Raw genomic sequence first — 26,090 nt, forward strand, 5'->3', positions numbered from 1 at the left:
CGACGGGTGAATCGCGCAGCCCCCGGGGAATTTCCCGGGCGCTGTCGGTTTTTTTTACACAGGCTTTGCTTTTTTTAGCAAAGTTGTTGAATTGATTGAAAAGTTTTTCTGGCATCAGAATTGCATATGTGTCGGAAAATCTCATCGGAGTCAGTCATGTCTTCAAAGCTCGTTTCTTCCATCGCCCTGGCGGCGTGCCTGCTGGCCAGCGGCGGTGCCTTTGCCGAAGTGCTCTACCAGCAGGCGCCCACTGCAGATGCGACCGGCGAAAGCGCCAACAATCCCGTCGTCACCGGCGAGCCGCTGCTGTTCCAGAGCATTCCGTCGCTGGGCAACGTCACCCTTGAGAAGATCGTCTGGTGGGGCTACCGTAACCCGGCCTATGACCCCAACCCCTACCCGGGCACTGTAGAGAGCTTCGAGGTTTACCTCGACGGCTCCGTGGTGGCCGGCAATCTGACCCTCGACTTCGGCAGCAATCTTCCCAACACCAGCCGGCCGCTCGTCAGATACACCCTTGACGTTGCCGACGCCCCTCTGACCGCCACCGAGATCGCGCTTGCCAACATGAATGATGATGTCAGCTGGTTCTGGCAGGGGGCGGGCCTTGATGCGGCCGGCGCGCCGCTGCTGGCCTTCAGCCTCGAAGGCACCCGCAACGGCGGCGTGGTGCCCGAGCCCGGCACGCTGGCCCTGCTTGGCCTCGCAGGCCTGGCCGCGCGAGCCGCCTCGCGCAAACGCGGCTGAGCCTCAGACAGCCCACCAAAAGAGCCGGCCGCGTCCGGCTCTTGTTTTTTTGATCGAGGAATCATCGTGTCATTTCTCGGACTCGAACGGCCCCGCATCGACACGCCGATGGGGCAGGCGCTCGAATGTGCCCTGGGGCTCTTGAAGCGGGTCGGCTTTTTCAGCCTGTTCATCAACCTGCTGACGCTGACGTCGTCCATCTACATGATGCAGGTGTACGACCGGGTGCTGGCCTCGCGCAGCGGGCCGACGCTGCTCTACCTCACGCTCTTTGCCGCGGCCTGTCTGGCCACGCTGGCGGCCCTCGAGGTTGTGCGCTCGCGGCTGCTGGTGCGCCTCGGGGCGCGCTTCGACGCGCAGCTCTCGGGCCTCGTGTTCATCCGCACCCTCAGCGGCGGGCGCAGTGCCCAGGCCCTGCGCGACCTCGACCAGCTGCGCGGCTTTCTCACCGGCGCGCAGATCCTCAGCCTGCTCGACGCGCCGTGGATGCCGATCTACATCGGCCTCGTCTATCTGCTCCACCCGTGGCTCGGCCACGTGGCGCTGGTGGGTGGCGTGCTGCTCTTCCTGCTGGCGCTGTGGAACGAGCGCTCGACCCGCGAACCCCTGGGAGAGGCGGGCAAGCAGATGGCCGCCGGCACCCAGTTTGCCGAGGTGTCGGCGCGCAACGCCGAGGCGATCCGCGCGATGGGCATGCTGCCCGGCCTCACCGCCCTGTGGCGCAAGCGGCACGACCTGGGTATCGGCCTGCAGGGTGTGGCCAGCGACCGGGCGGCCAACGTGGCGGCGGTGGCCAAGGCGCTGCGCTTCTTCCTGCAGATCGCGATCCTCGGCGTCGGCGCCTGGCTGGTGATCCTGCAGGAGTGCACCGGCGGCGTGATGATCGCCTCGTCCATCATCATGGGCCGCGGGCTGGCGCCGGTCGAGGCGGCGATCGGCGGCTGGCGGGCGTTCTTGATGGCCCGCGAATCCTACGGGCGGCTGCTCAAGGGCTTCGGCAACGACGCAGCCGACGCGCCGACGATGGCGCTGCCCAAGCCCGAGGGCAAGCTGGTGTTCGACGGCGTTTCCGGCGGGCCGCCCGATCTGCGCAAGTTTACGGTGAGCAACCTCAGCTTCACGCTGGAGGCGGGGCAGGTGCTCGGCATCACCGGGCCCAGCGCGGCCGGCAAGTCCACGCTGGCGCGGCTTGCGGTGGGGGTGTGGAGGCCGGGCAGCGGGGTGGTGCGCCTCGACGGCGCCAGCATCTCCGACTGGAGCCGCGAGGACGTCGGCCCCCACATCGGCTATCTGCCCCAGGACATCGAGCTGTTCCCCGGCACGGTGGCCGAGAACATCGCCCGCTTCGGCGAGGTGGACGCCGAAAAGGTAGTCGACGCGGCCCGGCTGGCCGGCGCCCATCAGGTGATCCTCGAGCTGCCCCAGGGCTACGACACGCCGATCGGGCCGGCGGGGGTCAATCTGTCGGGCGGCCAGCGCCAGCGCATCGGCCTGGCGCGGGCCTTCTACGGCCGGCCGCCGCTGATCGTGCTTGACGAGCCCACCTCCAACCTCGACGCCGAGGGCGAGGCGGCGGTGCGCCAGGCCATGGAGGCCCTGCGCGGCCAGGCCACGGTGATCGTGATCGCCCACCGCCCGGCGGTGCTCGGCGGCACCGATCAGCTGATGGTGGTGCTGAAGGGGCAGATCGTCAATTTCGGGCCGACCTCCGAGGTGATGCCGCAGATCACGCGCCGCGTGGTGGCGCGGCCGGAGGGGCTGCCCCAGGAAGCCGGAGGTGCTGCCCATGTCTGAACTTGCCCGTGAATTCGAGGCCGCCCTGGTGGTGGGCGAAGAGAAGGCCGTCGCCGAGGCGAAGCGCTGGAACCGCATCGGCTACGCAGTGCTGGCCGGCACCTTCGGGGTGGCGCTGCTGTGGTCGTCGCTGGCGCCGCTGTCGTCGGCGGTGGTGGCCCAGGGGGCGGTCAAGGTGGACAGCAGCCGTAAAAAAATCCAGCACCCCGAGGGCGGGGTGGTGAAGGAGATCCTGGTCAGGGACGGCAGCCTGGTCAAGGCCGGCGACGTGCTGGTGCGGCTCGATGAGACCAAGGCCGGCGCCGCCTACGGCGTGGTGCGCGGCGGCCGCGAGGTGGCCCTGGCGACCCAGGCGCGGCTGGAGGCCGAGCGCGACGAGAAGCCCGGCATCGTGTTCCCCAAGGCGCTCGCGGCGCGGGCCGGTGAGCCGCAGATCGCCGAGATCCTGCGCTCCCAGGAGTCGCTCTTCAACGCCCGGCGCTCGTCGCGGGTGGGCGAGGTGGGCATTCTCGAGCGGCAGATCGGCGCGCTGCGCAGCGAGATCTCGGGCCTGTTGTCGCAGCAGCGCTCGAAGGAAGAGCAGGCCGCCAGCATCAAGAGCGAACTCGACGGGCTGCAGGCGCTGGCCAGTCAGGGCATGGTCGAGAAAACCAAGCTCCGCGCCACCGAGCGCGACCTGACCCGCCTGAAGGGCGAGCGCGATGAGCTGGCGTCCAAGGTGGCCTCGGCCAACACGGCGATCAGCGAGAAGGAACTCAAGAAGTTCCAGGTGAAAAAAGCCTTCCACGAGGAAGTTGTGGCCGAGCTCAAGAAGGTGCAGGCCGAGAACCTCGAGCTGATCGAGAAGGAGAGCGCGACCCGCTACACCCTCGAGCAGACCGAGCTGCGGGCGCCCGTCGATGGCACGGTGACCGACCTCAAGGTGCATACCGCCGGCGGCGTGATCGGGCCGGGCGAGGTGGTGATGGAGGTGGTGCCGAGCTCCGACCGGCTGATCGTCGAGGGCAAGGTGCTGCCGCCGGACATCGACCGGGTGGCGCTGGGGCAGGAGGTGGGCATCAAGCTGCACGCCTTCAATTCGCGCACGACGCCCGAGCTGAAGGGCGCGTTGCAGTACGTGTCGGCCGACGCGGTGGTCGACCCGCGCACCGAGATGAGCTACTTCATCGTCAAGGCCTCGGTGCCGCCGGACGAGCTGAAGCGCCTCGGTGAGCAGAAGGTGCAGCCGGGCATGCAGACCGACATGTTCATCATCACCGGCGAGCGGACCTTCCTCGGCTACCTGTTCCAGCCGCTGGCCGACAGTTTCAACCGCGCCTGGCGGGAGCGCTGAGCCGCGGCCGGCAGGTCAGCGCTGCGGCTGGGCGAGCACTTCCTCGCACACCCGCAGCCAGGCTCGGGCGGCGTGGGACATGTAGTGGCCGGGCTTCCAGATCAGGGCCACGTGCCAGTCCAGGGCCGGCTCGGCGAGCGGGCGCACCGCCAGTTCCGGCCCGATGTTGAGCCGCGTCAGCAGCGGCGCCGGCATCAGCGTGCTGCCCAGGCCGGCGGCGGCCATCGCCACCAGAAAATCCCACTGCCCGCTGCGGGCGGCGACGCGCGGCTCGAAGTGGGCGTCGCCGAAGGCCTCGCGGATCCGCCGGGTCAGCGAGAAGTCATCCTCCAGCAGGATCAGCGCCTCGTCGCGCAGCGCGGCCAGGCTCACCGGGCCGCTTGCCCGCGCCCAGGCGGCGTGGCGCGGGCCGACGACCTGCAGCGGGTAGCGGCCGAAGCTGCGCGTGGCGAGCCCGAGCGCCGGGGCCACCGGGAGCAGGGTGGCGCCCACCTCCAGCTCGCCGGCCGCCACCCGCTGTTCGATGCGCTGCCCGCCGGCCTCCTCGAGGGTCAGGCGGATCGCCGGGTGGCGCTCGCAGAAGCGCTTCACCACCGGCGGAAAGAGCAGGTTGACCATCGGCGGCATGCCCACCGTGAGCTCGCCGCGGCTGAGCTCGGTGAGATCGGCCACCTCCCGCGTCAGCCGGCGCATGCCCTCGACGGCGTCCTGGCCGCGCGCGAACACCACCTTGCCCACGTCGGTGAGGCGCAGCTGGCGCCCGTCGCGGATCAGTAGCGGCTGGCCGATTTCGTCCTCGAGCTGGCGGACCATCTTGCTGACCGTCGACTGGGTGACGTGGAGCGCCTCGGCAGCCAGCGTGAAGCTGTTGTGGCGGACGGTCTCGATGAAATAGCGGAGGGCGCGCAGGTCCATTCCGGGCTCCGTAATCCATGAAAAAAACGACTGAATGGCAGGATTTTAAGTCATAAAGTGCATTGCCTGCCGCGCGTATAGTCGCGCCGATGCGCCCGCCGAAGCGCGCGACACAACATACAGGAACGGAGAAAAAGCCATGCCCATCGATCGAATTCGCCTGCCCCGCCTGCGGGACCGCATCATGTCGCCGGAGGCCGCCGCCGCGCTGTTCGCCGACGGCATGACCGTCGGGATGAGCGGCTTCACGCGGGCCGGCGACTGCAAGGCGGTGCCCTTCGCGCTGGCCGAGCGAGCGGCCCGGGAGCCGCTGTCGATCACCCTGATGACCGGCGCGTCGCTGGGCAACGACATCGACAAGGTGCTGACCGACGCCAACGTGATCAGCCGCCGCATCCCGTTCCAGTCCGACCCGACCCTGCGCCGCAAGATCAACGCCGGCGAGGTGATGTTCATCGATCAGCATTTGTCCGAGACCGTCGAGCAGTTGCGCGCCGGCCAGATCGCGCCGGTGGACATCGCGGTGGTCGAGGCTACCGCGATCACCGAGAACGGCGGCATCGTGCCGACCACCTCGGTGGGCAACTCGGCGAGCTTCGCGGTGCTGGCCAAGAAGATCATCGTCGAGATCAACCTCACCATGCCGCTGGGCCTCGAAGGGCTCCACGACATCTACATCCCCACCTACCGCCCGCACCGCCTGCCGATCCCGCTGATCTCGCCGGCGCAGCGCATCGGCCTGCCTTACATTCCGGTGGACCCGGAAAAGATCGTCGCCATCGTCGTCACCCAGAAGGCCGACAGCCCGTCCAACGTGCTGCCGCCCGACGCCGAGACGCGGGCCATCGCCGGCCACCTGAACGACTTCCTGGCCCACGAGGTCAAGGCCGGCCGCCTGTCGCCGGCGCTGCAGCCGCTGCAGGCCGGCATCGGCACCATCGCCAACGCGGTGCTCCACGGCATGCTCGACTCGCCCTTCCGCGACCTCAAGATGTACTCGGAGGTGCTGCAGGACAGCACCATCGAGCTCCTCGACGCCGGCCGCCTGAGCTTCGCCTCGGCCTCGTCGATCACCCTCTCGAAGGACACCTACGAGCGCGTGCTGGGCGACATCGAGCGCTACAAGAGCCGTCTGGTGCTGCGCCCGCAGGAGATCAGCAACCACCCGGAGGTGATCCGCCGCCTCGGCCTGATCACCATCAACACCGCGCTGGAGTGCGACATCTACGGCAACGTGAACTCCACCCACGTGGGCGGCACGCACATGATGAACGGCATCGGCGGCTCGGGCGACTTCGCCCGCAACGCGCACCTGTCGGTGTTCGTCACCAAGGCCGTGGCCAAGCACGGGGCGATCTCGAGCATCGTGCCGATGGTCTCGCATGTGGACCACACCGAGCACGACACCGACATCATCGTCACCGAGCACGGCCTCGCCGAGCTGCGCGGCCTGGCCCCGCGGGAGCGGGCGCGGCAGATCATCTACAACTGCGCCGACCCGCTCTACCGCGACCTGCTGTGGGATTACTTTGCCCGCGCCAGCCGCCGCGGCGGCCACACGCCGCACCTGCTGCAGGAGGCCTTTGCCTGGCACCTGCGCTTCGAGGGCACGGGCTCGATGCTTGAGCAGCAGCGCCAGCCCGAGGCCGTGCCGGCCTGATCCTGCCGTTCTGATTTACCTCTAACCGGAGCGCGCGCAGGCCGCGCTCCCGGCCGCTCCGGCCTTGAAAGTGCCCTTCGAGCCGGAGCCCGCTTCAATGCCTGCACCTTGCCGGCCAAGCCGCCGCGTTCCGTGCTTCTCCCCCGCGGAACGCGGCGCCGGGCCCACGCTCAGGCGCTCACATGCACCTTCGGCAGGCCGGCTTCCATGCGGCCGATCACCGTGGCGTCCGTGAAGCCGCCCTGGCGGAACACTTCCAGCACCTCGTCCGCCGAGGCCGGGTCGCAGGCCACCATCAGGCCGCCGCTGGTCTGGGCGTCGGCCATCACGCTGCGCTGCCACTCCTCGACACCTTCTTCGAAGTTCACCGACAGCCCGTAGCTGGCCAGGTTGCGCCCGATGGCGCCGGGGCCTATGCCCTGTTTCGCAAAGCCCACCGCCGCCGGCATCACCGGCAGCCGCGCGGCCGACACCTTGGCCGCCAGCCCGGCGCCGCGGCAGATCTCGAGCAGATGGCCGAGCAGGCCGAAGCCGGTGACGTCGGTGAGGGCATGCACGCCCGGCAGCACCGCCAGCGCCGGCCCGACCTTGTTGAGGCGGGTCGTGGCGGCGAGCATCTGGGCGTAGCCGTCGGCATCCAGCACGCCCTTCTTCATCGCCGAGCCGAGGATGCCGACGCCGAGCGGCTTGCCGAGGATCAGCACGTCGCCATCCTTGGCGTCGCGGTTGCGCTTGATCACGTCGGGGTGGGCGAGGCCCAGCGCCACCAGGCCGTAGATCGGCTCGGGCGAGTCGATGCTGTGGCCGCCGGCCACCGGAATGCCGGCCTCGGCGCACACGCTGGCGCCGCCCTCGAGGATGCGCCCGATGGCCGACAGCGGCAGCTTGCCCACCGGCATCCCGACGATGGCCAGCGCCATGATCGGCGTGCCGCCCATCGCGTAGACGTCGGAGAGGGCGTTGGTGGCGGCGATGCGCCCGAAGTCGAAGGGGTCGTCGACGATGGGCATGAAGAAGTCGGTGGTGGCGATCAGGGCCTGCTGGTCGTTGAGCTTCCAGACGGCGGCGTCGTCGGCGGTTTCGGTGCCCACCAGCAGGTTGGCGAAGGGCTGGGCCGCGGGCATGTGGGCGAGCATCTCGGCCAGCGCGGCGGGGGCGATTTTGCAGCCGCATCCGCCGCCGTGAGACAATTCGGTGAGTCGCAGAGGTGCTTCGGTCATCTCAAGTTTTCCAGTTCAATCAATCGGTTCAAACGTGTCCGCCCATCCCGCTCCCTTTTCCGTCGGCTTCGACCGGCTCGACGAGTTCGATACCATCATCGACGTCCGCTCGCCGGCAGAGTTTGCCGAAGACCATATCCCCGGGGCGATCAACTGCCCGGTGCTCGACGACGAGGAGCGCATCCGGGTGGGCACCCTCTACAAGCAGGTGTCGCCCTTCGAGGCAAAGAAGGTGGGGGCGGCGCTGGTGTCGCGCAACATCGCGCGGCACATCGAGACGCATTTTCTCAGTAAGCCGAGGGGCTGGAAACCACTGATTTACTGCTGGCGCGGCGGCCAGCGCAGCGGCGCGATGACCGTGGTGCTGGGCCAGATCGGCTGGCCGGCGCGGCGCCTCGACGGGGGCTACAAGGCTTTCCGCCAGCGGGTGCTCGAAGAGCTCGACACGCTGCCGCCGGCCCTGCGTTTCAACATCCTGTGCGGGCCCACCGGCAGCGCCAAGACGGCGCTGCTCGACGCGCTGGCGGCCGCGGGCGCCCAGGTGCTCGACCTCGAGGGGCTGGCCTGCCATCGGGGCTCGGTGCTGGGGGGCGCGCCCAATACCAGCCAGCCCGGCCAGAAGGCCTTCGAGACGCAGCTGTGGTCGGCCCTGCGCGGCTTCGACCCGGCCCGCCCGGTGTGGGCCGAGTCCGAGAGCCGGCGCGTCGGGCGCCTGCATGTGCCCGGCGTGCTCTTCGAGTGCCTGCGGGACGGCGAGTGCACCCTGGTGCAGGCGCCGCTGGAGGCGCGGGTGGATCACCTGCTGGAGCGCTACGCCGACCTCATCGCCGATCCGGCCGCCTTTAACGAAAAACTGGCGCGGCTGGTGCCCCAGCACGGCCACGAGCGGGTCGGCGGCTGGCAGGCGCTGGTCGAGGCCGGCACCTGGCGCCAGCTGGCGGAAGAGCTGGTGAGCATGCACTACGACCCGGCCTACAAGCGCGGCGGCGAGGGGCTTTACCGCCGGCTGGAGGCGGCGCACCTGCTGCCGCTGGCGTCCCTCGACGCGCCGGCCCTGGCTGCCGCGGCGCAGGGGCTCGCGGCGGCGGGCTGACGGTTCGGGTTTCGCTCAGCTTCCAATCTCGCCCAGGCAGCGGCGCAGCAGCTCGGCGAGGTGGGTGGCGTGGTGGCCGGTGTCGGCCGCGCCATCGCGCGCGGCGGCTTCGGTGACGGCGGCCTGCTGCCTGAGCTCAGGCGCCGAGATGTTGCCCGCCGAGCCTTTGAGGGCGTGGGCCAGTTCGGCGAGGCTTGCCCAGTCAGCGGCGGCAGCGGCCTCGTCGATGCGCCGGGCGGTGTCGGCGTTGCTGGCGGCGAACACGCCGAGCAGGCGCGCGACGAAGTCGGGCCGGCCGGGGTAATGGGCGGCCAGGCTGCTGCGATCGATCAGCGGCGTTTCGGTGGGCACGGCGGCGGCCGGCCGGACGTGCTCGAGGATGGTGCCGACGAGGATGTCGAGGTCGATGGGCTTGGCCACGTGGGCGTTCATGCCGGCCTCCAGGCAGCGGGCCTTCTCTTCGGCCATCGCGTGGGCGGTCTGGCCGATGATGGGCAGGCCCGGGGCGATCGCGCGGATGCGCCGGGCGGCCTCGTAGCCGTCCATCTGCGGCATCTGGATATCCATCAGCACCACGTCGAAGGCGGCCGGGCCGGCGGCTTTTATGCGCTCGACGGCGCTTTCGCCGTTGTCGACCATCTCGAGCCGGGCGCCTTCGCCCTCCAGGATTTCCTGGAGCACCAGCTGGTTCACCTCGTTGTCCTCGGCGGCCAGGATGTGCAGCCCCTCGAGGCGCGCGCCCGGTTCGGCGCTGGCGTGCCCGGCGCAGGGTTGAGGCGCGGGGGTGGTTTCGGGGTGGTAGGGGATCCGGACTTCGAAGCGGCTGCCCTGGCCGGGCGTGCTCTCGGCAACGATGCTGCCGCCGAAGAGCCCCACCAGACTGCGGGTGATCGCGAGCCCCAGCCCGGTGCCGCCGAAGCGGCGGGTGGTGGAGCTGTCGGCCTGCTCGAAGGCCTGGAAGATCTGGCCGAGCTGGGCCTCGCTCATCCCGATGCCGGTGTCCGCGACGGCCAGCAGCAGCTCGGCGCCATCACGCCGGGCGCTGAGGGTTACCCGGCCGTGTTCGGTGAACTTGATCGCGTTGGAGAGCAGGTTGCCGAGGATCTGGCCGAGGCGTAGCGGGTCGCTGCGGCATACGGCGGGCAGCTCGGGGGCGATGTCGACGGTGATCTGGAGCTGCCTGGCCTCGGCCCGCTCGCGCTGGGCCTCGACGGCGTTGCGCAGGAGGAGGTGGAGGTCGACCGGGACTTCTTCGAGCTGCATCTTACCGGCCTCTATTTTGGAGTAGTCGAGGATGTCGTTCACCACGCCCAGCAGCAGCTTGCCAGATTCGAGGATGTTGGCGAACACCCGGCCAGCCGGATCATGTGGGTGGTCGCGCAGGCCGATGCGGGCGAAGCCGAGCACGCCGTTGAGCGGGGTGCGGATCTCGTGGCTCATGTTGGCCAGGAACTCGCTCTTCACGCGGGCCAGCCGCTCGGCGGCCTGGCGGGCTTCCTCGCGGGCTTCTTCGAGGGCGCGGCGCTCGGTGACGTCCATGAAGCTGACCACCGCGCCGACGATGGCCCCGTCGCGGATCATCGGGTGGGTGGAGTAGATCACCGGGATCGGGCGGCCGTCGGCGTGCCAATACACTTCATCGGTGATGGTGACGACGTTGCCGTGGCGCAGGGTCTGGTTGGTGGGGCAGTCGTGGGAGGAGTAGGGCTGGCCGTCGGCGTGGTGGTGGTGGACCAGCTTGTGGATGGACTGGCCGATCACCTGCTCCGGGCTGAGGCCGAGCATGCGGCAGGCGGCCGGGTTGATGAAGGTGGTGCGCCCCTGGGTGTCGACGCCATACAGGCCGTCGGCGGTGGATTCGAGGATCAGGCGGATGTGGGCTTCCGAGCTCGACAGCTGGGCGGTGCGCTCGGCCACCAGGTGTTCGAGGTGGTGCTGGTGCTGCAGCAGCTGGTCTTCGAGGGCCTTGAGGGCGCTCACGTCGCGGCATACGCCGAAGATGCGGTCGAGCTGGCCGCTGGCGTCGAAGCTGGCGCGGCCCCATTCGGCGAGCCAGATGAAGCGGCCGGTGGCGTTGCACAGGCGGTACTGGGCGGTGTAGTCCGGCGCCTCGGCGCGCAGGCGGGCGCGGGCGTCGAGCAGGGCGGGGCGGTCGTCGGGGTGGATGTGGGCGATGTAGGCGGCGCCGGTGCACTCGCCTGGCAGCTTCCAGGGCCGGGTGATGTCGCCGTCGTGCTGCAGGTGGTCGGTGGCGGGCTGGTATTCAAAGGCGTCCATGCCGGCGGCGGCGAGGGCCAGGCGCAGGCGCTCCTCGCCGGCCTGGCGCGCGGCGGTGCTGCGGGCGCTGCCGATGCCGATGGCGGCGCTGCGGCTGGCCATGTCGAGCAGGCCCCGGAGCACCGCCGGCGGCAGCCGCGATGGGGCGCCGAGCAGCAGGAAGACGCCCAGCAGGGCGCCGCCGGCGTCGACGACGGGGGCCGACCAGATGCGCTTGATCCGGGCTCCCCGGCTCGCCGCCTGCAACGGGGCCCAGTGGGGCGTGGCCTGGATGTCCTCGTCGAAGAGGGCGCCGTGAAGGAAGGCGCCCGGCGCCGCAGAGCCGGCGTCGCTGCCGATCGCGAGGCCGTCGAGGGCCTGGATCATGGGCGCGGGCAGGGTGCCGGCGGCGTGGCGCAGCGTGTTCGTCTTGGGGTCGAGAAGCAGGATGGCGCAGTGCAGGCCGGCGGCCTGGGAGGCGATGCCGAGGGTGAGGTGGTCGAGGATCTGCGGCAGCGGCGCGTCGGTGGCGATCATCTCGAGGATGCCGTTCTGGGTGGCCTGGAGGCTCTCGGCGCGTTTCTGCTCGTCGATGTCCTGGGCGACGCACAGGTAGCCGGCCCGTCGGGTGCTGCCGATCGGGGTGACGATCTGCGAGACCTGCACGCAGCGGCCGTCGGCACGGCGGTAGGTGCAGTGGCGCCGCTCGGCACCCTGGCGGTCGGCGATGGCGGTGAGGGCCTCGAAGCCCGTCAGTGGCCGCCCCAGCTGGCGGGTGAGCTCCAGGCTGCGCAGGCGCAGTTGCTCCGGGAGGTGGAGGTCTGCCAGGCCCATGCGCCCGACTGCGTCGGCGGCCGGATGGCCGAGCAGGTTTTCGGCGCCGCGGTTGAACAGGGTTACACGGCCATTGCGGTCGGTGGCGATGATGGCCACCTCGGAGGCGGCCTCGAGCACGCTCTCGAGCAGGCGCTTGCTGCGCGCCATGTGCCGGTAGAACAGCACCACCGACAGCAGCGCCGCGGCGACGAGGGCCGCCGAGGCCAGCGAGCGGCGCCACCAGTCGCCGAGGGCGGTGTCCCGGGCGATGCCGACGACGGTGTAGAGCGGAAAGTGCTCGAGCCGCTGGAAGCTGATGATGCGCTCGATGCCGTCGAGCTCGCTGAGGTGGCGGCTGCTGCCGGTGGCCTGGCCGGCGAGGATCAGCCGGTGGGCGGGGTGGTCGGTGGATGCGCGGTCGGCGTCGGCGGGCACGGCGGGCTGGCGGACGATCAGGGTGCCGGTGTCGACGCGTCGGATGGCGGCGGCGCTGCCTGGGCCGAGCCGGGCGTCGGTCAGCAGGGGCTCGAAGTAGCTGAGGTCGAGGGGGGCGCTGAGGGCGCCCAGAAAGCGCCCGTCGGCGGCACGGACGGCGCGCAGCAGCACCACGGCGTCGCGGTCGGTGCTGCGCGAGCGGACCACCTCGGAAATGACGAGTTCGTCCCGCACGGTGTCGTGGGCCCGCTGGAAGTGGGCGCGGTCGGCCACGTTGATCTGGCGTGGCGTCTCTTCGGTGGAGAACAGCAACTCGCCCCGGGCATCGAAGAGACGCACGCTGTTCATCTGCGGGATGTAGCGGATGTGGCCGTGCAGCCGGCGGGCTTCCTGGCGCCAGGCCTGCTGCAGGGCCACGGGGTCGTCGCTGTGGTGGGCCAGCATCTCGGCGGCCTGGGTGAGCAGCATGTCGGCTGTCTTGAGGGCGGTGTCGAGCGCCAGGGCATTGACCCGGGCGAGGCCGACCGAGCTGAGCTCGGCGCGGCGGATGGCGTCGTGGTAGCTGGTCCAGCTGAGGTGCGCGAGCACCAGCGCGGTGATCAGCAGGGCGAGGAGGTAGCCCCCGTAGGCCCGCGTGAAGGGGCGCTGGTCGATGTGGGTTGCTGCTGCCACCGGCGTGGTCTCCTGCAGCCGGTCTTGCCCGGCCCGTGTGTCTTGGGTGTTGTGGTGATCGCCTCGGAAGCAATGCTGGCTGGCGCTACCGAGGATTGACGGCAGTGGGGCGGGAATCTTGACCCGGAGGGCCTGCCCTTGCCGATCCGGTGGCGGGCTACCGGAGGCAAGGGCATTGATGGGTGACGCTCAAAGCACCTCGGCGGCGTGGTCGGCGAGGCGCGAACGCTCGCCCCGCTGGAGCGTGATGTGGCCCGAGTGCGGCCAGCCCTTGAAGCGGTCCACCACGTAGGTGAGGCCCGACGAGCCCTCGGTGAGGTAGGGCGTGTCGATCTGCGCGATGTTGCCCAGGCACACCACCTTGGTGCCGGGGCCGGCACGGGTGATGAGGGTCTTCATCTGCTTGGGGGTGAGGTTCTGGGCCTCGTCGATGATGAGGAACTTGTTGATGAAGGTGCGCCCGCGCATGAAGTTGAGCGACTTCACCTTGATGCGGCTCCGGATCAGGTCGCGGGTGGCGGCGCGGCCCCACTCGCCGCCCTCGCCGGTGGTGCCGTTGAGCACGTCGAGGTTGTCCTCGAGGGCGCCCATCCAGGGGGCCATCTTTTCTTCTTCGGTGCCGGGCAGAAAGCCGATGTCCTCGCCCACCGGCACGGTGACGCGGGTCATGATGATCTCGGAGTAGCGCTTGGTCTCGAGCACCTGGGTGAGGCTGGAAGCCAGCGTGAGCAGGGTCTTGCCGGTGCCGGCCTGGCCGAGAAGGGTGACGAAGTCGATCTCCGGGTTCATCAGCAGGTTGAGGGCGAAGTTCTGCTCCCGGTTACGGGCGGTGATGCCCCACACGTTGTTCTTCTGGTGGGAGTAGTCGGTGAGGGTCTCGAGGGTGACGCTGCGGCCGGCCTTCTCCTTCACCCAGGCCTGCAGGGGCGGTTCGCTATCCTGGTAAACGAACTCGTTGATCAGCATGTCGGCCGTTGCGGGGCCCTTCAGCTTGTAGTAGGTGCGGCTCTCCTGCTTCCAGGATTCCATATCCTTGCCGTTGGCTTCCCAGAAGGCGCTGTCGATCTCCTGGGTGCCGGTGTACAGCAGGTCGGTGTCCTCGAGCACCTTGTCGTTGAAGTAGTCCTGCGCGGCGAGGCCCAGCGCGCGGGCCTTGATGCGCATGTTGATGTCCTTCGAGACGAGGATCACCTGGCGCTTGCGCTCGAACTTTTCAAACAGGTACATCACCACCGCGAGGATCTGGTTGTCGCCCTTGACGGTGGGAAGCGCGGCGGGGAGCTTGATGTCGATCAGCTCGGTCTGCAAAAACAAGCGTCCGCTGGCCAGCTCGGACGAGGGGCCGGCGAGGTTGATGCCGGCGTCGATGTCTTCCGGGCAGGTGTTGACGATCTCGTCGAGCGTGCGGCTGGCCTGGCGGGCGTTGCGGGCGACTTCCGACATGCCCTTTTTGTTCGAGTCGAGCTCTTCGAGGGTCATCATCGGCACGTAGATGTCGTGCTCCTCGAAGCGGAACAGGCTGGTGGGGTCGTGCATCAGCACGTTGGTGTCGAGGACGAACAGCTTGGTGGCGGGGGTCTTGGACTTCGCGGTGCGTCGGGTGGCCATGGTGGTCTCGCGGCTGTCGTGGGGGAGGCGTGCGGGGCGGGTCAGAGGGCTTTCACGTAGTCGAGCACTTCCTGGGCGTGGCCGGGCACCTTAACGCCACGCCATTCGCGGCGCAGCACGCCGGCGGCGTCGATGACGAAGGTGCTGCGCTCGATGCCCCGCACCTGCTTGCCGTACATGTTTTTGAGCTTCATGACGCCGTAAAGGTTGCAGGCGGTCTCGTCGGGGTCGGACACCAGGCTGAAGGGCAGGGCCTGCTTGGCACAGAAGTTTTCGTGGGACTTGATGCTGTCGCGGGAGATGCCCAGCACCACCGCGCCGGCGGCCACGAAGGCGTCGTGGAGGTCGCGGAAGTTCTGGCTCTCGGTGGTGCAGCCGGGCGTGCTGTCCTTGGGGTAGAAGTACAGCACGACCTTCTGGCCCTGCAGGGAGGAGAGGGTGAAGCTGGGGTTGCCGGTGGCGGGCAGGGTGAAGTCGGGCGCGGCCTTGTCGAGCATGATGTCTCCGTGGGGTTGGGAAGCTGCCCTCGGAGCCTAACCTCACGCTGCCCGACTGGCAATCGGGTGCGCGCCCGACACGGCGCCGAAAGCCCGCGCTCAGGCCGGGTCGAAGACGAGGGCGGCGGCTACGTTGCGGTGCTCGGCGACCAGGATGTTATAGGTGCGGCAGGCGGAGCCGAGGTCCATCACCTCGAGGCCGATGCGGGCCTCGATCAGGGCCCGCATGAGCTTGGGCTGGGGGAAGCGCTGGCGCATCCCGGTGCCGAGGATCAGGATCTCGCAGCCCAGGCCTGCCAGGTGGGTGAAGGCGGCCTCGTCCAGGGTGTCGAAGCCGCCCGTGTGCCAGCCGGTGTCGATGCGCTCGGGCATCACGATCAGCGGGTGCTCGTGGCGGGTGTTGCCGACCTGCACGTGGTGGGCGTCGTAGCGGGTGATGGTGTTGTACTGCTCGCTCTTGTCGAGGTGGAGTTTCATCGTGACGACTCTCTGAGGCTGGCGGGGGCGGGGGCCCGGCCCGGCTGATTTGCCGGGCTCGGGTGGCTTCGGTACCATTATAGCTTTGCGTCGTCGTGGGTTCGCTCCGGGCCCGCCCCGCGCGCGCCCAAAGCCATGAGCCGCCACGCCAGACCGCGTGCCCCTTCGAAGCCCGTGCCGCCAACGCCGGCGCCCACCAGCCAGGAAACGGAAAGTACCGTGGAACCAATCCGCAAGTCCGACAAACTCGCCAACGTCTGTTACGACATCCGCGGCCCCGTGCTGCAGAAGGCGAAGCAGATGGAGGACGAGGGTCACAAGATCATCAAGCTGAACATCGGCAACCTTGCCCCGTTCGGCTTCGACGCGCCGGAAGAAATCCAGCTCGACATGATCCGCAACCTGCCCAACGCCGCCGGCTATTCGGATTCCAAGGGTATCTTCTCTGCCCGCAAGGCCATCATGCATTACACCCAGCAGAAGCACATCAAGGGTGTGACGCTGGAAGACATCTACGTGGGCAACGGCGTCTCCGAGCTCATCGTGATGGCCATGAACGCGCTGCTCAACACCGGCGACGAGGTGCTGGTGCCGGCGCCCGACTACCCGCTGTGGACGGCCGCGGTGAGCCTCTCGGGCGGCACCCCGCGCCACTACATCTGCGACGAAGCCAACGACTGGCAGCCCGATCTCGACGACATCCGCGCCAAGATCACCCCGCGCACCCGGGCCATCGTCATCATCAACCCGAACAACCCCACCGGCGCGGTGTACCCCGACGAGACCCTGAAGGCCATCGTCGCCATCGCCCGCGAGCACGGCCTCATCATCTACGCCGACGAGGTCTACGACAAGGTGCTCTACGACGGCGTCAAGCACACCTCCATCGCCTCGCTGTCCGAGGACGTGCTCACGCTCACCTTCAACGGCCTCTCCAAAAATTACCGCTCCTGCGGCTACCGGGCCGGCTGGGTGGTGGTGTCGGGTGACAAGCGGCCGGCGGCCGACTACATCGAAGGCCTCAACATGCTGGCCTCGATGCGTCTGTGCGCCAACGTGCCCGGCCAGTTCGCCATCCAGACGGCGCTGGGCGGCTACCAGAGCATCGACGATCTCGTCGCCCCCGGCGGCCGCATGCGCCGCCAGCGCGACCTGGCCCACGAGTTGATCACCGCGATCCCCGGCGTCACCTGCGTGAAGCCCAAGGCCACGCTCTACATGTTCCCGCGGCTCGACCCGCAGATGTACCCCATCGAGGACGACCAGCAGTTCATCGCCGAGCTCCTCGAGGCCGAGCGCGTGCTGCTGGTGCAGGGCACCGGCTTCAACTGGCCCCACCCCGACCACTTCCGGCTGGTCTTCCTGCCCCACGAGGACGACCTGCGTGATGCCATCGCCCGCATCGCCCGCTTCCTGGCCGGCTACCGCAAGCGTCATGGGCAGTGAGGCGGCAGGAGTGAGGTGTGAGGAGTACGCTCCCGCCCGCTCCGCCCCCTTGCGCTTACTCCTAACCCCTAACTCCTTACTCCTGACCGCACAATGAAACCCATCAATGTTGGCCTCCTGGGCATCGGTACCGTCGGCGGTGGCACCTTTACCGTCCTCAAGCGCAACGAAGAAGAGATCACCCGCCGCGCAGGCCGGCCGATCCGCATCACCACGGTGGCCGACAAGAACCTCGAGCTCGCCAGGAGCGTGGCCGGTGAAGGCGTCAAGCTCACCGACGACGCCTTCTCGGTGGTCACCGACCCCGAGATCGACATCGTTGTCGAGCTGATCGGTGGCTACGGCGTGGCCCGAGAGCTGGTGATGAAGGCCATCGAGAACGGCAAGCACGTGGTCACCGCCAACAAGGCGCTGCTCGCCGTGCATGGCAACGAGATCTTCGCCGCCGCCCAGAAGAAGGGCGTGATGGTGGCCTTCGAGGCCGCCGTCGCCGGTGGCATCCCCATCATCAAGGCGCTGCGCGAAGGCCTGTCGGCCAACCGCATCCAGTGGCTGGCCGGCATCATCAACGGCACCACCAACTTCATCCTGTCCGAGATGCGCGACAAGGGCCTGCCCTTTGCCGAGGTGCTGAAAGAGGCCCAGGCCCTCGGCTACGCCGAAGCCGACCCGACCTTCGACATCGAAGGCGTCGATGCCGCCCACAAGGCCACCCTGATGGCCTCGATCGCCTTCGGCGTGCCGGTGCAGTTCGACAAGACCTACGTCGAAGGCATCACCAAGCTCGAAGCCGCCGACATCAAGTATGCCGAGCAGCTGGGCTACCGTATCAAGCTGCTGGGCATCGCCCGCCGCCGCGAGCAGGGCATCGAGCTGCGTGTGCACCCCACCCTGATCCCGGCCAAGCGCCTGATCGCCAACGTCGAAGGCGCAATGAACGCCGTGCTGGTGCAGGGCGACGCCGTCGGCGCCACCCTTTACTACGGCAAGGGCGCCGGCGCCGAGCCGACCGCCAGCGCGGTGATCGCCGACCTGGTCGACGTCACCCGCCTGCACACCGCCGACCCCGAGCACCGCGTGCCCCACCTGGCCTTCCAGCCCGACCAGATCTCCGAGCTGCCGGTGCTGCCCATCGACGAAGTCGAGACCAGCTACTACCTGCGTCTGCACGTGGAAGACAAGCCCGGCGTGCTCGCCGACGTCACCCGCATCCTGGCCGACCAGTCGATCTCCATCGACGCCATGCTGCAGCGCGAGCCGGAAGAGGGCGAGGCCCAGACCGACATCATCATCCTCACCCACCTCACCATCGAGAAGAACATGAACGCGGCCATCGCCAAGATCGAGAGCCTCGACGCGGTGACCGGCAAGGTGGTGCGCCTGCGCCTCGAGAACCTGTAAGGTTCAGCTCCTGCCCCAGAAAAAAAGCCGCGCGTGTCGCGGCTTTTTTCATTGATGGGGCTGGTGGACGGGCGTTCGTGGGTTTGTGTCAGCGCGACATTCACGGGGCGGAGATCGGCTGGTGTGTGCAATAATCAAATAAAAAAGGCAGTCCACCAAAACAAACGCACGACATACCGTGACTCAACAACGCTTCTGCCGTGGCTGCTTCAAGCTGCAAATATTCTCGGCCGTGGCCTTGCTGATCGTCATCTACGAAGGGCTGGTCGAGCGGGTGCTCGACGAACTGCCCGCCCACTGGGCCTTTCACACGATCGCGATCACCCTGAGCGCAGCTGCTGCGGCCTTTGCGGCCCAGCACCTCCGCGACGGGGCCATGCGGCGTGCGCGACGCGCGGCCGAGGCCGTGGAGATGCGCGCTTCCTCTTTCCAGAAGACGCTCCTCGACGCGATGCCGGTGGCCGTGTTCTACAAGGACAGGGAGGGCCGCTATCTGGGCTGCAACGAGCTGTTCGCCGAGGTCATGGGTGTCAGCAGTGAACAGATCAAGGGCCGGACGGTGGCGGAGCTGTGGCCCAGCGAACACGCCGACATCTACCACCAGAAAGACCTGGCCTTGATGGCCAATCCGGTTACCCAGCAGTACGAGTTCCAGATCAAGGACAAGCACGGCCAGATCCGCGATGTGATCTACGGCAAGGGCGCCTTCTTCGACGAACACGGCCAGGTGGCGGGGATCATCGGCGCGTTCTTCGACATCACCGACAAGAAACGCCTGGAGCAGGAACTGCTGTGCCACCGCACCCAGCTCGAGGCAATGGTCGAGCAGAAGACCGCCGAGCTGCGACAGCGCAACCTCGAGCTTGGCAACGCGCGGGATGCGGCCGACGCCGCCACGCGGGCCAAGGACGCTTTCCTGCAGACCATGAGCCATGAGCTGCGCACGCCGCTGAACGGCGTCCTGGGCGCGGCCCACATACTCAGGCTGCGTCTGGACGACCCGGGGCAGCTCCGCTTTGTGGACATGGTCATCGCCAGCGGCCGCAGTCTGTTGCAGGTCATCGAGCGCATCCTCGTGTTCTCGAAACTGAGCGCCGAGACCGGGGGCGGGCTGGCGGCGATCGAGCTCGCCACCTTCCTGCCGGGGCTGATCGAGCCGCTGTGCCCGGTGGCCGAGGCTCGAGGGGGCGCGCTGGCGGTCTCGGTCGACGAGGCGCTGCCGGCTTGCATCTACGAAGATCACGCCCGACTGGGGGTGATCCTTCGGCATTTCCTCGATAACGGCCTCAAGTTTTCCGGGCGCGGTACCGTCCGCCTGTCTGCCCGCCCGGACACGCTCCCGGGGGGTGAAGCCGTGATCCGCTTCGAGGTGGCGGATCAGGGGATCGGAATCGAGGCCGACAAGCTGGGCATGATCTTCGAAGCCTTCAGCCAGGCCGACGGCTCACTCACGCGGCAGCATGGTGGCATCGGTCTGGGGCTCGCCGAGTGCCGGCAGCTCGCCAGGTTGATGGGGGGGGAGGTGGGTGTGAGCAGCACGCCGGGCGAGGGCAGCGCGTTTTTCCTGACCCTGCCCCTGCGCGGCGTGCCTGCCTGAGCGCCGGAGGGCTCGGCCCGAACCCGATCCAGATCAAGGAAAGCGGCCCCCGCAGGCGGCACACTGACGATACCCGACCAATTCAGTCGGCTTTACCGATCCTCAGGAGCCCCTCAGCATGCAAACCATCCACGTCTGCAACCACACCACGCCCGAAGCCATCTACCCCTTCGACGCCCGCGGCATCGCCAAGCGTTTTCGCCACGCGGCGATCTTCGGCGCGCTGGATGCGCTGATGCCCGGCGAGACGATGCGTTTCTGCAACGACCACGATCCGCTGCCGCTCCTCGGCCAGCTCCAGCAGCGCTACGGCGAGAAGGTGACGATCACCTATCAGCAGCGCGAGCCGGGCGCCATCGTCATCGACTTCGCCCGGGTGGGTTGAGCGCAGACGCGCGGGGGAGGGCGCCAGGCCCTTCCCCTCACGCCGTTACATCGCCTCGTATGTGCCCCAGGGCTTCGTGGTGGAACAGCACCGCATTGAGCCCCGCCGCGCCAAGCATGCCCACCAGGCGCCCGCTCTCATCCACCACCGGCAGCGCGGCCTGGCCGCCCTGGCCCAGCACCTCGGCGGCGACGGCGATGCTGTCGTCGCTGCGGGCAAGCTGCAGCCCGTGCTGCGGCGTCAGCATGATCTGGCCGACCACCTCCGGCTTGTCCGCATGGCTGCCCGGCGTCGGGCGCAGCAGATGGCGGACCCGCTCGCCGACCCGCGAGCCCTTGTCTGCCTCCACATGACGCAGAAAATCCTCCAGCCCCAGCAGCCCGATTACCCGCCCGCCGCGGTCCACCACCGGCAGCGCCTGGCGGGCGTGGCGGCGCATCAGATCCCAGGCTTCGTTGAGGCTGGTGGCGAACTCCAGGCTCGGCAGCGCCGGCTCCATCACCTCGCCGCAGGTCAGCAGCACGTGGCGCCGGAAGGCGTGGTGGGCGGCCCGCCGGAAGAGGTGCGACAGGTCGTCGGCGCTGATGTCGAGGTATGCGTCTATCTCGGCGAGGGCGGCGGCCAGGTCGGGCTCCTGCACGCCCACCGGGCTTTGCCGCGCCCGTTGCGGCGTGGCGGGCGAGGGCGGCGAACACAGCGGGTAGCGCCGCCCGGGGATGAGGTTATTCACCGCCATCGCGGCGACCAGGATCGCGACGGTGTTCCAGCCCACCGCCGCCAGGCTGATGCCCGGCGCGACGCCCTGGCCGGCGGCGACGGCCATCACCAGCGCCATCGCTCCGCCGGGCGGGTGGATGCAGCGCAGCCAGCCCATGACCCAGATCGACACCGCCACCGCGACAGCCGGCGCGAGCCAGCCCGCAGGCAGCCAGCTGCCGCAAGCAAGGCCCACCAGCGCCGGCAGCAGCAGCCCGCCGATTACCGACCAAGGCTGGGCGAGGGGGCTGTGGGGCAGCGTGAACACGATCACCGAGGTGGCACCCAGCGGGGCCAGCAGGCGGTGGGCTTCCGGCGACACCGGCACGACAAAGAGCACGCCCTCGAAGATCAGCAACCCCAGCAGCGCGGCGGCCGCGCTGCGCCAGCGCTCGGCGGAGGAGAGGGGGGCTGCGTCGGCAAGAAGGTAGCGCCGCGCAAAACGGGTCAAAATAGTCATCATGCGAGCTTAACGAGGCAGCAGCCCCCAGCTCCTTGACCCGGGCAAAGCCCACCCCAAAATCCCACTCCCCACTCCCCACTCCCCACTCCCCACCCGATGATTCTGATCTACCTGGGTTGTACCGCAATCGCCGCCTTCGCCCTGGCTCTCGTGCTGGGCCTGACCGGCGCCGCGCCGGCGGCCGTCGCCCATGCGGCTTTTGCCATCGGCGCGCTGCCCCTGATCTTTGCGGCGATGAGCCACTTCGTGCCGGTGCTCACCCGCAGCGGCGGGGCCGAGCCGGGCGTCCATCGGCTGCCCCTCGTGCTGCAGGCGGCGGGGGTGGTGGCGGTGGCGGTGTTAGCCGGGTGGGGGCCGGGGTGGCTGCTGCACGGGGCCTTGGTGGCCGGGCTGGGGGCGACCGGGGCCTTTCTGGCCTGGGCGATCCGGCGCGGGCGGGCCAGTCTCGGCAAACCCCACCCGGGCCTCGCCTGGTATCTGGCCGCGCTGGGCTGCCTGGGCCTGGCGCTGGTGGCGATCTTTGCCGGCCTGCTGTGGCCGGCCGGCTATGGGGCGTTGCGTCTCGTCCATCTGCACCTCAATACCCTGGGCTTCATCGGCCTCACCGCCATCGGCACCCTGCATGTGCTGATGCCCACCGTGCTCGGCAAGCCCGACCCCCAGGCGGCGCCACGCCTGCGCCGCCAGCTGCCCTGGGCGCTGGGCGGGGTGGCCAGCGCCGCGCTGGCGGGCGTGCTGCCGTGGCTGAGCGTGCCGGCGGTGCTCATCATCGGCGGGGTGCTCGTCCATACGCTGTGGTGCTGGTGGCGCAGCTGGGGGGCGGCGACGCTCTTCGGCGACGGGGCCTCGGCATCCCTGTTCGGCGCGGGGCTGGGCCTGCTGGCGGTGGTGCTGGCGGGCGGCGCCCATGGACTGGGCTGGCTGCCGGGGCGGCCGGCGGTGGGCGGCTTCTTCATGCTCTTCCTGCTGCCGCTGGTCAGCGGGGCGCTGGCGCAGCTGCTGCCGGTGTGGCGTTTCCCGGGGCCGATGAGCCCGGCGCGGGCGGCGATGCGGGCGCGGCTGGTGCGTTTCGGGGCGCTGCGGGCGGTGCTGTTCCTCGCCGGGGGCGGGCTGACGATGGCGGGCTTCGAGGCCGCACTGGCGCTGCCGGCGGCGGGGGTGCTGATGTTCGGCGTGGCGCTGGTGGTGGCCCTCGCCGGCGGGGGTGCCGGGCGGGCCTGAAGGGCGCCGGGCTGTGCTATCTTCCAGGGTTTTCGTTTTCAACTCGGCGAGAACCATGCGCTACATCTCCACCCGCGGCCAGTCTGCCCCCCAATCCTTCTGTGACATCCTGCTCGGTGGCCTGGCGCCCGATGGCGGCCTTTACCTGCCGGAGAGCTATCCGCAGGTCAGCCGCGCCGACCTCGATGCCTGGCGCAAGCTCTCGTATGCCGAGCTGGCCTTCGCGATTTTGTCGCGCTTCATCGACGACATCCCCGCCGCCGACCTCAAGGCGATCTGCGACAAGACCTACACCGCCGACGTTTACGGCTACGTGCGCGACGGCGCCAAGGCTTCCGACATCACCCCGGTGCATTGGCTGGAGCCGGGCAAGCTCGGCCTGCTGGAGCTGTCCAACGGCCCGACCCTGGCCTTCAAGGACATGGCGATGCAGCTGCTGGGCAACCTGTTCGAGTACGTGCTCGACAAGCGCGGCGAAGAGATCAACATTCTCGGCGCCACCTCGGGCGACACCGGCTCGGCGGCCGAATACGCGATGCGCGGCAAGCACGGCGTGCGCGTCTTCATGCTGTCGCCCCACGGTCGCATGAGCGCCTTCCAGCGCGCCCAGATGTATTCGCTGCAGGACGCCAACATCTACAACATCGCCGTGCGCGGCATGTTCGACGACGCCCAGGACGTGGTGAAGGCGGTCTCCAACGACCACGCCTACAAGGCCAAGTACAAGATCGGCGCGGTCAACTCGATCAACTGGGGCCGCGTGGCTGCCCAGGTCGTGTATTACTTCAAGGGCTATTTTGCCGCCACCGAGAGCAACGACCAGCAGGTTTCCTTCGTGGTGCCGTCGGGCAACTTCGGCAACATCTGCGCTGGCCACATCGCGCGCATGATGGGGCTGCCGGTGGCCAAGCTCATCCTCGCCACCAACGAGAACGACGTGCTCGACGAGTTCTTCCGCAGCGGCGTCTATCGCCCGCGTAACACCGCCGAGACCCACGCCACCTCCAGCCCGTCGATGGACATCTCGAAGGCCTCCAACTTCGAGCGCTTCGTGTTCGACCTGGTCGGCCGCAATGGCAACGCCGTGCGCGAACTGTGGAGCAAGGTGGATGCCGGCGGCGCCTTCGATCTGTCGGCCACGCCGGAATTCGCCGCCATCGGCCAGTACGGCTTTGCCTCCGGCAGCAGCAACCACGCCGCCCGCCTGGCAACCATCCGCCTGGCCGACGAAAAATACGCCACCGTGATCGACACCCACACCGCCGACGGCCTCAAGGTGGCCCTCGAGCTGCGCGACCCGGCGGTGCCGACCCTGGTGCTCGAAACCGCCCAGCCGGCAAAGTTCGAGGAGACCATCGTCGAAGCCCTCGGCCGCAAGCCCACCCGCCCGGCCGGCCTCGACAACATCGAGGCGCTGCCCCAGCGCGTCGAGGTGATGGACGTGGACGCCGAAGCCATCAAGGCCCTCATCGCCCGCACGGTTGAGGCCGGCTGAGCGCCCATCCCGGTCGCTGCGCCAAAGCAAAAGCCCCGCGATCGCGGGGCTTTTGTCGTTTCAGCGGGCTGCTTTTCAGCGGAAACCGGCGCGGTCGAAGATCTTCTGCGCCTCGACCACCGTGTCGGCGAGCTTGCCCACCGGCAGCTTGTCGGCCTTGAAGTTGCCCAGGGTGTCGAGGCCGCGGTTGGAGATCTTCACCCCGGCCACCACCGGCCACTCGTTGTTGCCGTTGGCGAAGTAGTTCTGCGCCTCGGGCGAGGCAAGGTATTCGAGGAACTTCACCGCGGCTTCCTTGTGGGGTGCGTATCTCAGCATGCCGCCGCCCGACACGTTGATGTGGGCGCCGTAGCTCGCCTGGTTGGGCCACACCACGCCGATGCGCTCGACGGCCTTGCGGTCGTCGGGCTTGTCGGACTTGAACATGCGCGCCAGGTAATAGGTGTTCACCAGCGCCACGCCGCACTCGCCGGCGCCGACGGCCTTGATCTGGTCGGTGTCGCCGCCCTTGGGCGCGCGGGCGAAGTTGGCCACCAGGCCGCGGGCCCATTCCTCGGTCTTGGCGGCGCCGATGTGCTGGATCAGCGCGGCGCCCAGGGACAGGTTGTAGGGGTGGCTGCCGGAGCGGGTGCACACCTTGCCCTTCAGCGCCGGGTTGGCCAGGTCTTCGTAGTTGCGCACCTGGTCGGGCGTTACGCTGAGCTTGTTGTAAACGATGACCCGGGCGCGGGTCGAGAACGAGAACCAGCGTTCGGTGTGCAGATGGTCGGGGATCGCTGCCTTGAGGGTTTCGGACTTCACCGGCGCGAACACGCCGGCGGCGTCGGCCACTGCCAGGCGGGCCGCGTCGACGGTGATGAACACGTCGGCGGGGCTGTTGGCGCCCTCGTTGCGGATGCGCTCGAGGAGCTCGTCTTCCTTGCCCTCGATGCGGTTGATCTTGATGCCCGTTTTGGCGGTGAAATTGCTGTAGAGGGCCTCGTCGGTCTGGTAGTGGCGGGCCGAGTACAGGTTGAGTTCGGTGTCGGCCGCGCCGGCGTGGAAGGCGGCGGCGCCGAGGAGCAGGGCGGCGAGGGGTTTTAGCAGGGTCATCGTCGGAGTCCGGAAAACGGAAGGCGATGTAATGCTAACGATAGTGATTCGTAAATGCAAATAGTTTGCATTTGAGTTGTGGCCCGGGTGCCTCCGCAACCGCGCAGCGCAGCGGGCCGGCGACGCCGCCAGATAAGCAATCCACTTTTTGTTAGTTCGTTTTTGCGGTGCTGTTTGCAAGACTCGCACGCTCCTCGAGTCCCATGAAAAAGCCGCCGATGAACGCCGAAACCGACCGCATCGCCCACTGGTTCGTCAGCGGGCTCGAGCTGGACGCCACCGTTTTCCATGTCGGGCAATACTGCGGCCCCTGGCGCGCCTCGACCGCCGGGCGGGAGCGGGCCAGCTTCCACCACGTGCTACGCGGCCATTGGTGGCTGCACCTCGATGGCCAGGCGCCGATCCGCCTCGGCGAGCGCGAGGGCGTCTTCCTGCTGCGCGACATTCCGCACCGGCTCAGCCCCGAGGCCGACGACACCGATTGCCGCCCCTGTTCCAGTTTGTGCGGATGATCTCGCGCTGTCGTGGATGCCGATCGCGGTGATGGTGCTGGGGGACGCGCCGGCGTACTTCCTGCTCGCGTTTGCGGCGGTGTGGCCGATCCTGCTCAACACCGCGGCCGGGGTGTCCCAGCTCGACGCCAACTGGCTGCTGCTCGCCCGCAGCCGCTCCGCCACCTGCATCCAGACGCTGCTGCGGGTGCTGCTGCCG

The 26,090-nt window shown here is 68.7% G+C and carries 20 protein-coding genes and 1 pseudogene; 13 read left to right on the top strand and 8 right to left on the bottom strand.

The features are described from left to right. The first annotated feature begins 156 nt into the window (after positions 1 to 156). The 3 genes from ZRA01_RS02715 (at position 157) to ZRA01_RS02725 (ending at position 3,874) form a co-directional block, all read left to right on the top strand. Positions 157 to 747, top strand: coding sequence for a PEP-CTERM sorting domain-containing protein (locus ZRA01_RS02715; protein WP_170182887.1), 591 nt, complete (start codon positions 157 to 159; stop codon positions 745 to 747). 66 nt (positions 748 to 813) lie between these two features. Next, positions 814 to 2,541 carry a type I secretion system permease/ATPase gene (locus ZRA01_RS02720; protein WP_141349226.1) on the top strand — a complete coding sequence of 576 codons (1,728 nt, stop codon included), beginning with the start codon at positions 814 to 816 and terminating at the stop codon, positions 2,539 to 2,541. Continuing rightward, entirely contained in the window at positions 2,534 to 3,874 is a 1,341-nt protein-coding gene (locus ZRA01_RS02725) for an HlyD family type I secretion periplasmic adaptor subunit (RefSeq protein ID WP_141349227.1), read from the top strand. Before ZRA01_RS02720 ends, ZRA01_RS02725 begins: the two co-directional genes overlap by 8 nt. Positions 3,875 to 3,889: 15 nt before the next feature. Here the strand turns inward: ZRA01_RS02725 and ZRA01_RS02730 are convergent, their stop codons facing one another. Further along, positions 3,890 to 4,789 carry a LysR family transcriptional regulator gene (locus tag ZRA01_RS02730; protein ID WP_141349228.1) on the bottom strand — a complete coding sequence of 300 codons (900 nt, stop codon included), beginning with the start codon at positions 4,787 to 4,789 and terminating at the stop codon, positions 3,890 to 3,892. A 139-nt stretch (positions 4,790 to 4,928) separates the two neighbouring features. Between ZRA01_RS02730 and scpC the strand changes: the two genes are divergently transcribed. After that, positions 4,929 to 6,449, top strand: coding sequence for a succinyl-CoA:acetate CoA-transferase ScpC (gene scpC / locus ZRA01_RS02735; RefSeq protein ID WP_141349229.1), 1,521 nt, complete (start codon positions 4,929 to 4,931; stop codon positions 6,447 to 6,449). A 170-nt stretch (positions 6,450 to 6,619) separates the two neighbouring features. Here the strand turns inward: scpC and selD are convergent, their stop codons facing one another. Next, positions 6,620 to 7,669, bottom strand: a complete 1,050-nt coding sequence (gene selD / locus ZRA01_RS02740; protein ID WP_141349230.1) for a selenide, water dikinase SelD — start codon at positions 7,667 to 7,669, stop codon at positions 6,620 to 6,622. 34 nt (positions 7,670 to 7,703) lie between these two features. Between selD and mnmH the strand changes: the two genes are divergently transcribed. After that, entirely contained in the window at positions 7,704 to 8,762 is a 1,059-nt protein-coding gene (gene mnmH / locus ZRA01_RS02745) for a tRNA 2-selenouridine(34) synthase MnmH (RefSeq protein WP_141349231.1), read from the top strand. Between the two features lie 15 nt (positions 8,763 to 8,777). On the opposite strand, the gene ZRA01_RS02750 is transcribed toward mnmH, so the two are convergent. The 4 genes from ZRA01_RS02750 to ZRA01_RS02765 form a co-directional block, all read right to left on the bottom strand. Then, the gene (locus ZRA01_RS02750; RefSeq protein ID WP_141349232.1) at positions 8,778 to 12,941 is read right to left on the bottom strand and encodes a PAS domain S-box protein; all 4,164 of its coding nucleotides are present in this window, start codon (positions 12,939 to 12,941) and stop codon (positions 8,778 to 8,780) included. A 189-nt stretch (positions 12,942 to 13,130) separates the two neighbouring features. Next, positions 13,131 to 14,549 (bottom strand): PhoH family protein, encoded by a 1,419-nt coding sequence (locus ZRA01_RS02755; RefSeq protein WP_141349233.1) that lies wholly within the window; start codon positions 14,547 to 14,549, stop codon positions 13,131 to 13,133. Between the two features lie 41 nt (positions 14,550 to 14,590). Next, complete coding sequence (locus tag ZRA01_RS02760) at positions 14,591 to 15,046, bottom strand: peroxiredoxin (protein ID WP_141349234.1); 456 nt, start codon at positions 15,044 to 15,046, stop codon at positions 14,591 to 14,593. A 99-nt stretch (positions 15,047 to 15,145) separates the two neighbouring features. After that, the gene (locus ZRA01_RS02765) at positions 15,146 to 15,523 is read right to left on the bottom strand and encodes an Mth938-like domain-containing protein (protein WP_141349235.1); all 378 of its coding nucleotides are present in this window, start codon (positions 15,521 to 15,523) and stop codon (positions 15,146 to 15,148) included. 219 nt (positions 15,524 to 15,742) lie between these two features. Between ZRA01_RS02765 and ZRA01_RS02770 the strand changes: the two genes are divergently transcribed. The 4 genes from ZRA01_RS02770 (at position 15,743) to ZRA01_RS02785 (ending at position 20,352) form a co-directional block, all read left to right on the top strand. After that, positions 15,743 to 16,969 (top strand): pyridoxal phosphate-dependent aminotransferase, encoded by a 1,227-nt coding sequence (locus ZRA01_RS02770; protein WP_174851582.1) that lies wholly within the window; start codon positions 15,743 to 15,745, stop codon positions 16,967 to 16,969. A 93-nt stretch (positions 16,970 to 17,062) separates the two neighbouring features. Then, positions 17,063 to 18,370: a homoserine dehydrogenase gene (locus ZRA01_RS02775; RefSeq protein WP_141349237.1), complete on the top strand. Its 1,308-nt coding sequence runs from the start codon at positions 17,063 to 17,065 to the stop codon at positions 18,368 to 18,370. 178 nt (positions 18,371 to 18,548) lie between these two features. Continuing rightward, entirely contained in the window at positions 18,549 to 19,967 is a 1,419-nt protein-coding gene (locus tag ZRA01_RS02780; protein ID WP_141349238.1) for a PAS domain-containing hybrid sensor histidine kinase/response regulator, read from the top strand. Between the two features lie 118 nt (positions 19,968 to 20,085). Continuing rightward, complete coding sequence (locus ZRA01_RS02785; RefSeq protein WP_141349239.1) at positions 20,086 to 20,352, top strand: DUF2249 domain-containing protein; 267 nt, start codon at positions 20,086 to 20,088, stop codon at positions 20,350 to 20,352. Between the two features lie 37 nt (positions 20,353 to 20,389). On the opposite strand, the gene ZRA01_RS02790 is transcribed toward ZRA01_RS02785, so the two are convergent. Continuing rightward, on the bottom strand, positions 20,390 to 21,568 hold the full coding sequence (locus tag ZRA01_RS02790) for an HPP family protein (RefSeq protein WP_170182888.1): 1,179 nt from the start codon (positions 21,566 to 21,568) through the stop codon (positions 20,390 to 20,392). A gap of 99 nt (positions 21,569 to 21,667) precedes the next feature. Between ZRA01_RS02790 and ZRA01_RS20785 the strand changes: the two genes are divergently transcribed. After that, complete coding sequence (locus ZRA01_RS20785) at positions 21,668 to 22,792, top strand: hypothetical protein (protein ID WP_176590047.1); 1,125 nt, start codon at positions 21,668 to 21,670, stop codon at positions 22,790 to 22,792. A 55-nt stretch (positions 22,793 to 22,847) separates the two neighbouring features. Then, positions 22,848 to 24,287 (top strand): threonine synthase, encoded by a 1,440-nt coding sequence (thrC, locus tag ZRA01_RS02800; protein ID WP_141349241.1) that lies wholly within the window; start codon positions 22,848 to 22,850, stop codon positions 24,285 to 24,287. A gap of 75 nt (positions 24,288 to 24,362) precedes the next feature. Here the strand turns inward: thrC and ZRA01_RS02805 are convergent, their stop codons facing one another. After that, on the bottom strand, positions 24,363 to 25,379 hold the full coding sequence (locus ZRA01_RS02805) for an extracellular solute-binding protein (protein ID WP_141349242.1): 1,017 nt from the start codon (positions 25,377 to 25,379) through the stop codon (positions 24,363 to 24,365). A 203-nt stretch (positions 25,380 to 25,582) separates the two neighbouring features. Here ZRA01_RS02805 and ZRA01_RS02810 point away from each other — a divergent pair, with 203 nt between their 5' ends. Next, entirely contained in the window at positions 25,583 to 25,891 is a 309-nt protein-coding gene (locus ZRA01_RS02810) for a cupin domain-containing protein (protein WP_246093259.1), read from the top strand. Between the two features lie 31 nt (positions 25,892 to 25,922). Next, positions 25,923 to 26,060, top strand: a pseudogene (locus ZRA01_RS21345) (ABC transporter permease); the annotation flags it as partial. Positions 26,061 to 26,090: the final 30 nt, after the last annotated feature.

The sequence above is a fragment of the Zoogloea ramigera genome, from assembly GCF_006539865.1.
GTDB classification, from domain to species: domain Bacteria; phylum Pseudomonadota; class Gammaproteobacteria; order Burkholderiales; family Rhodocyclaceae; genus Zoogloea; species Zoogloea ramigera.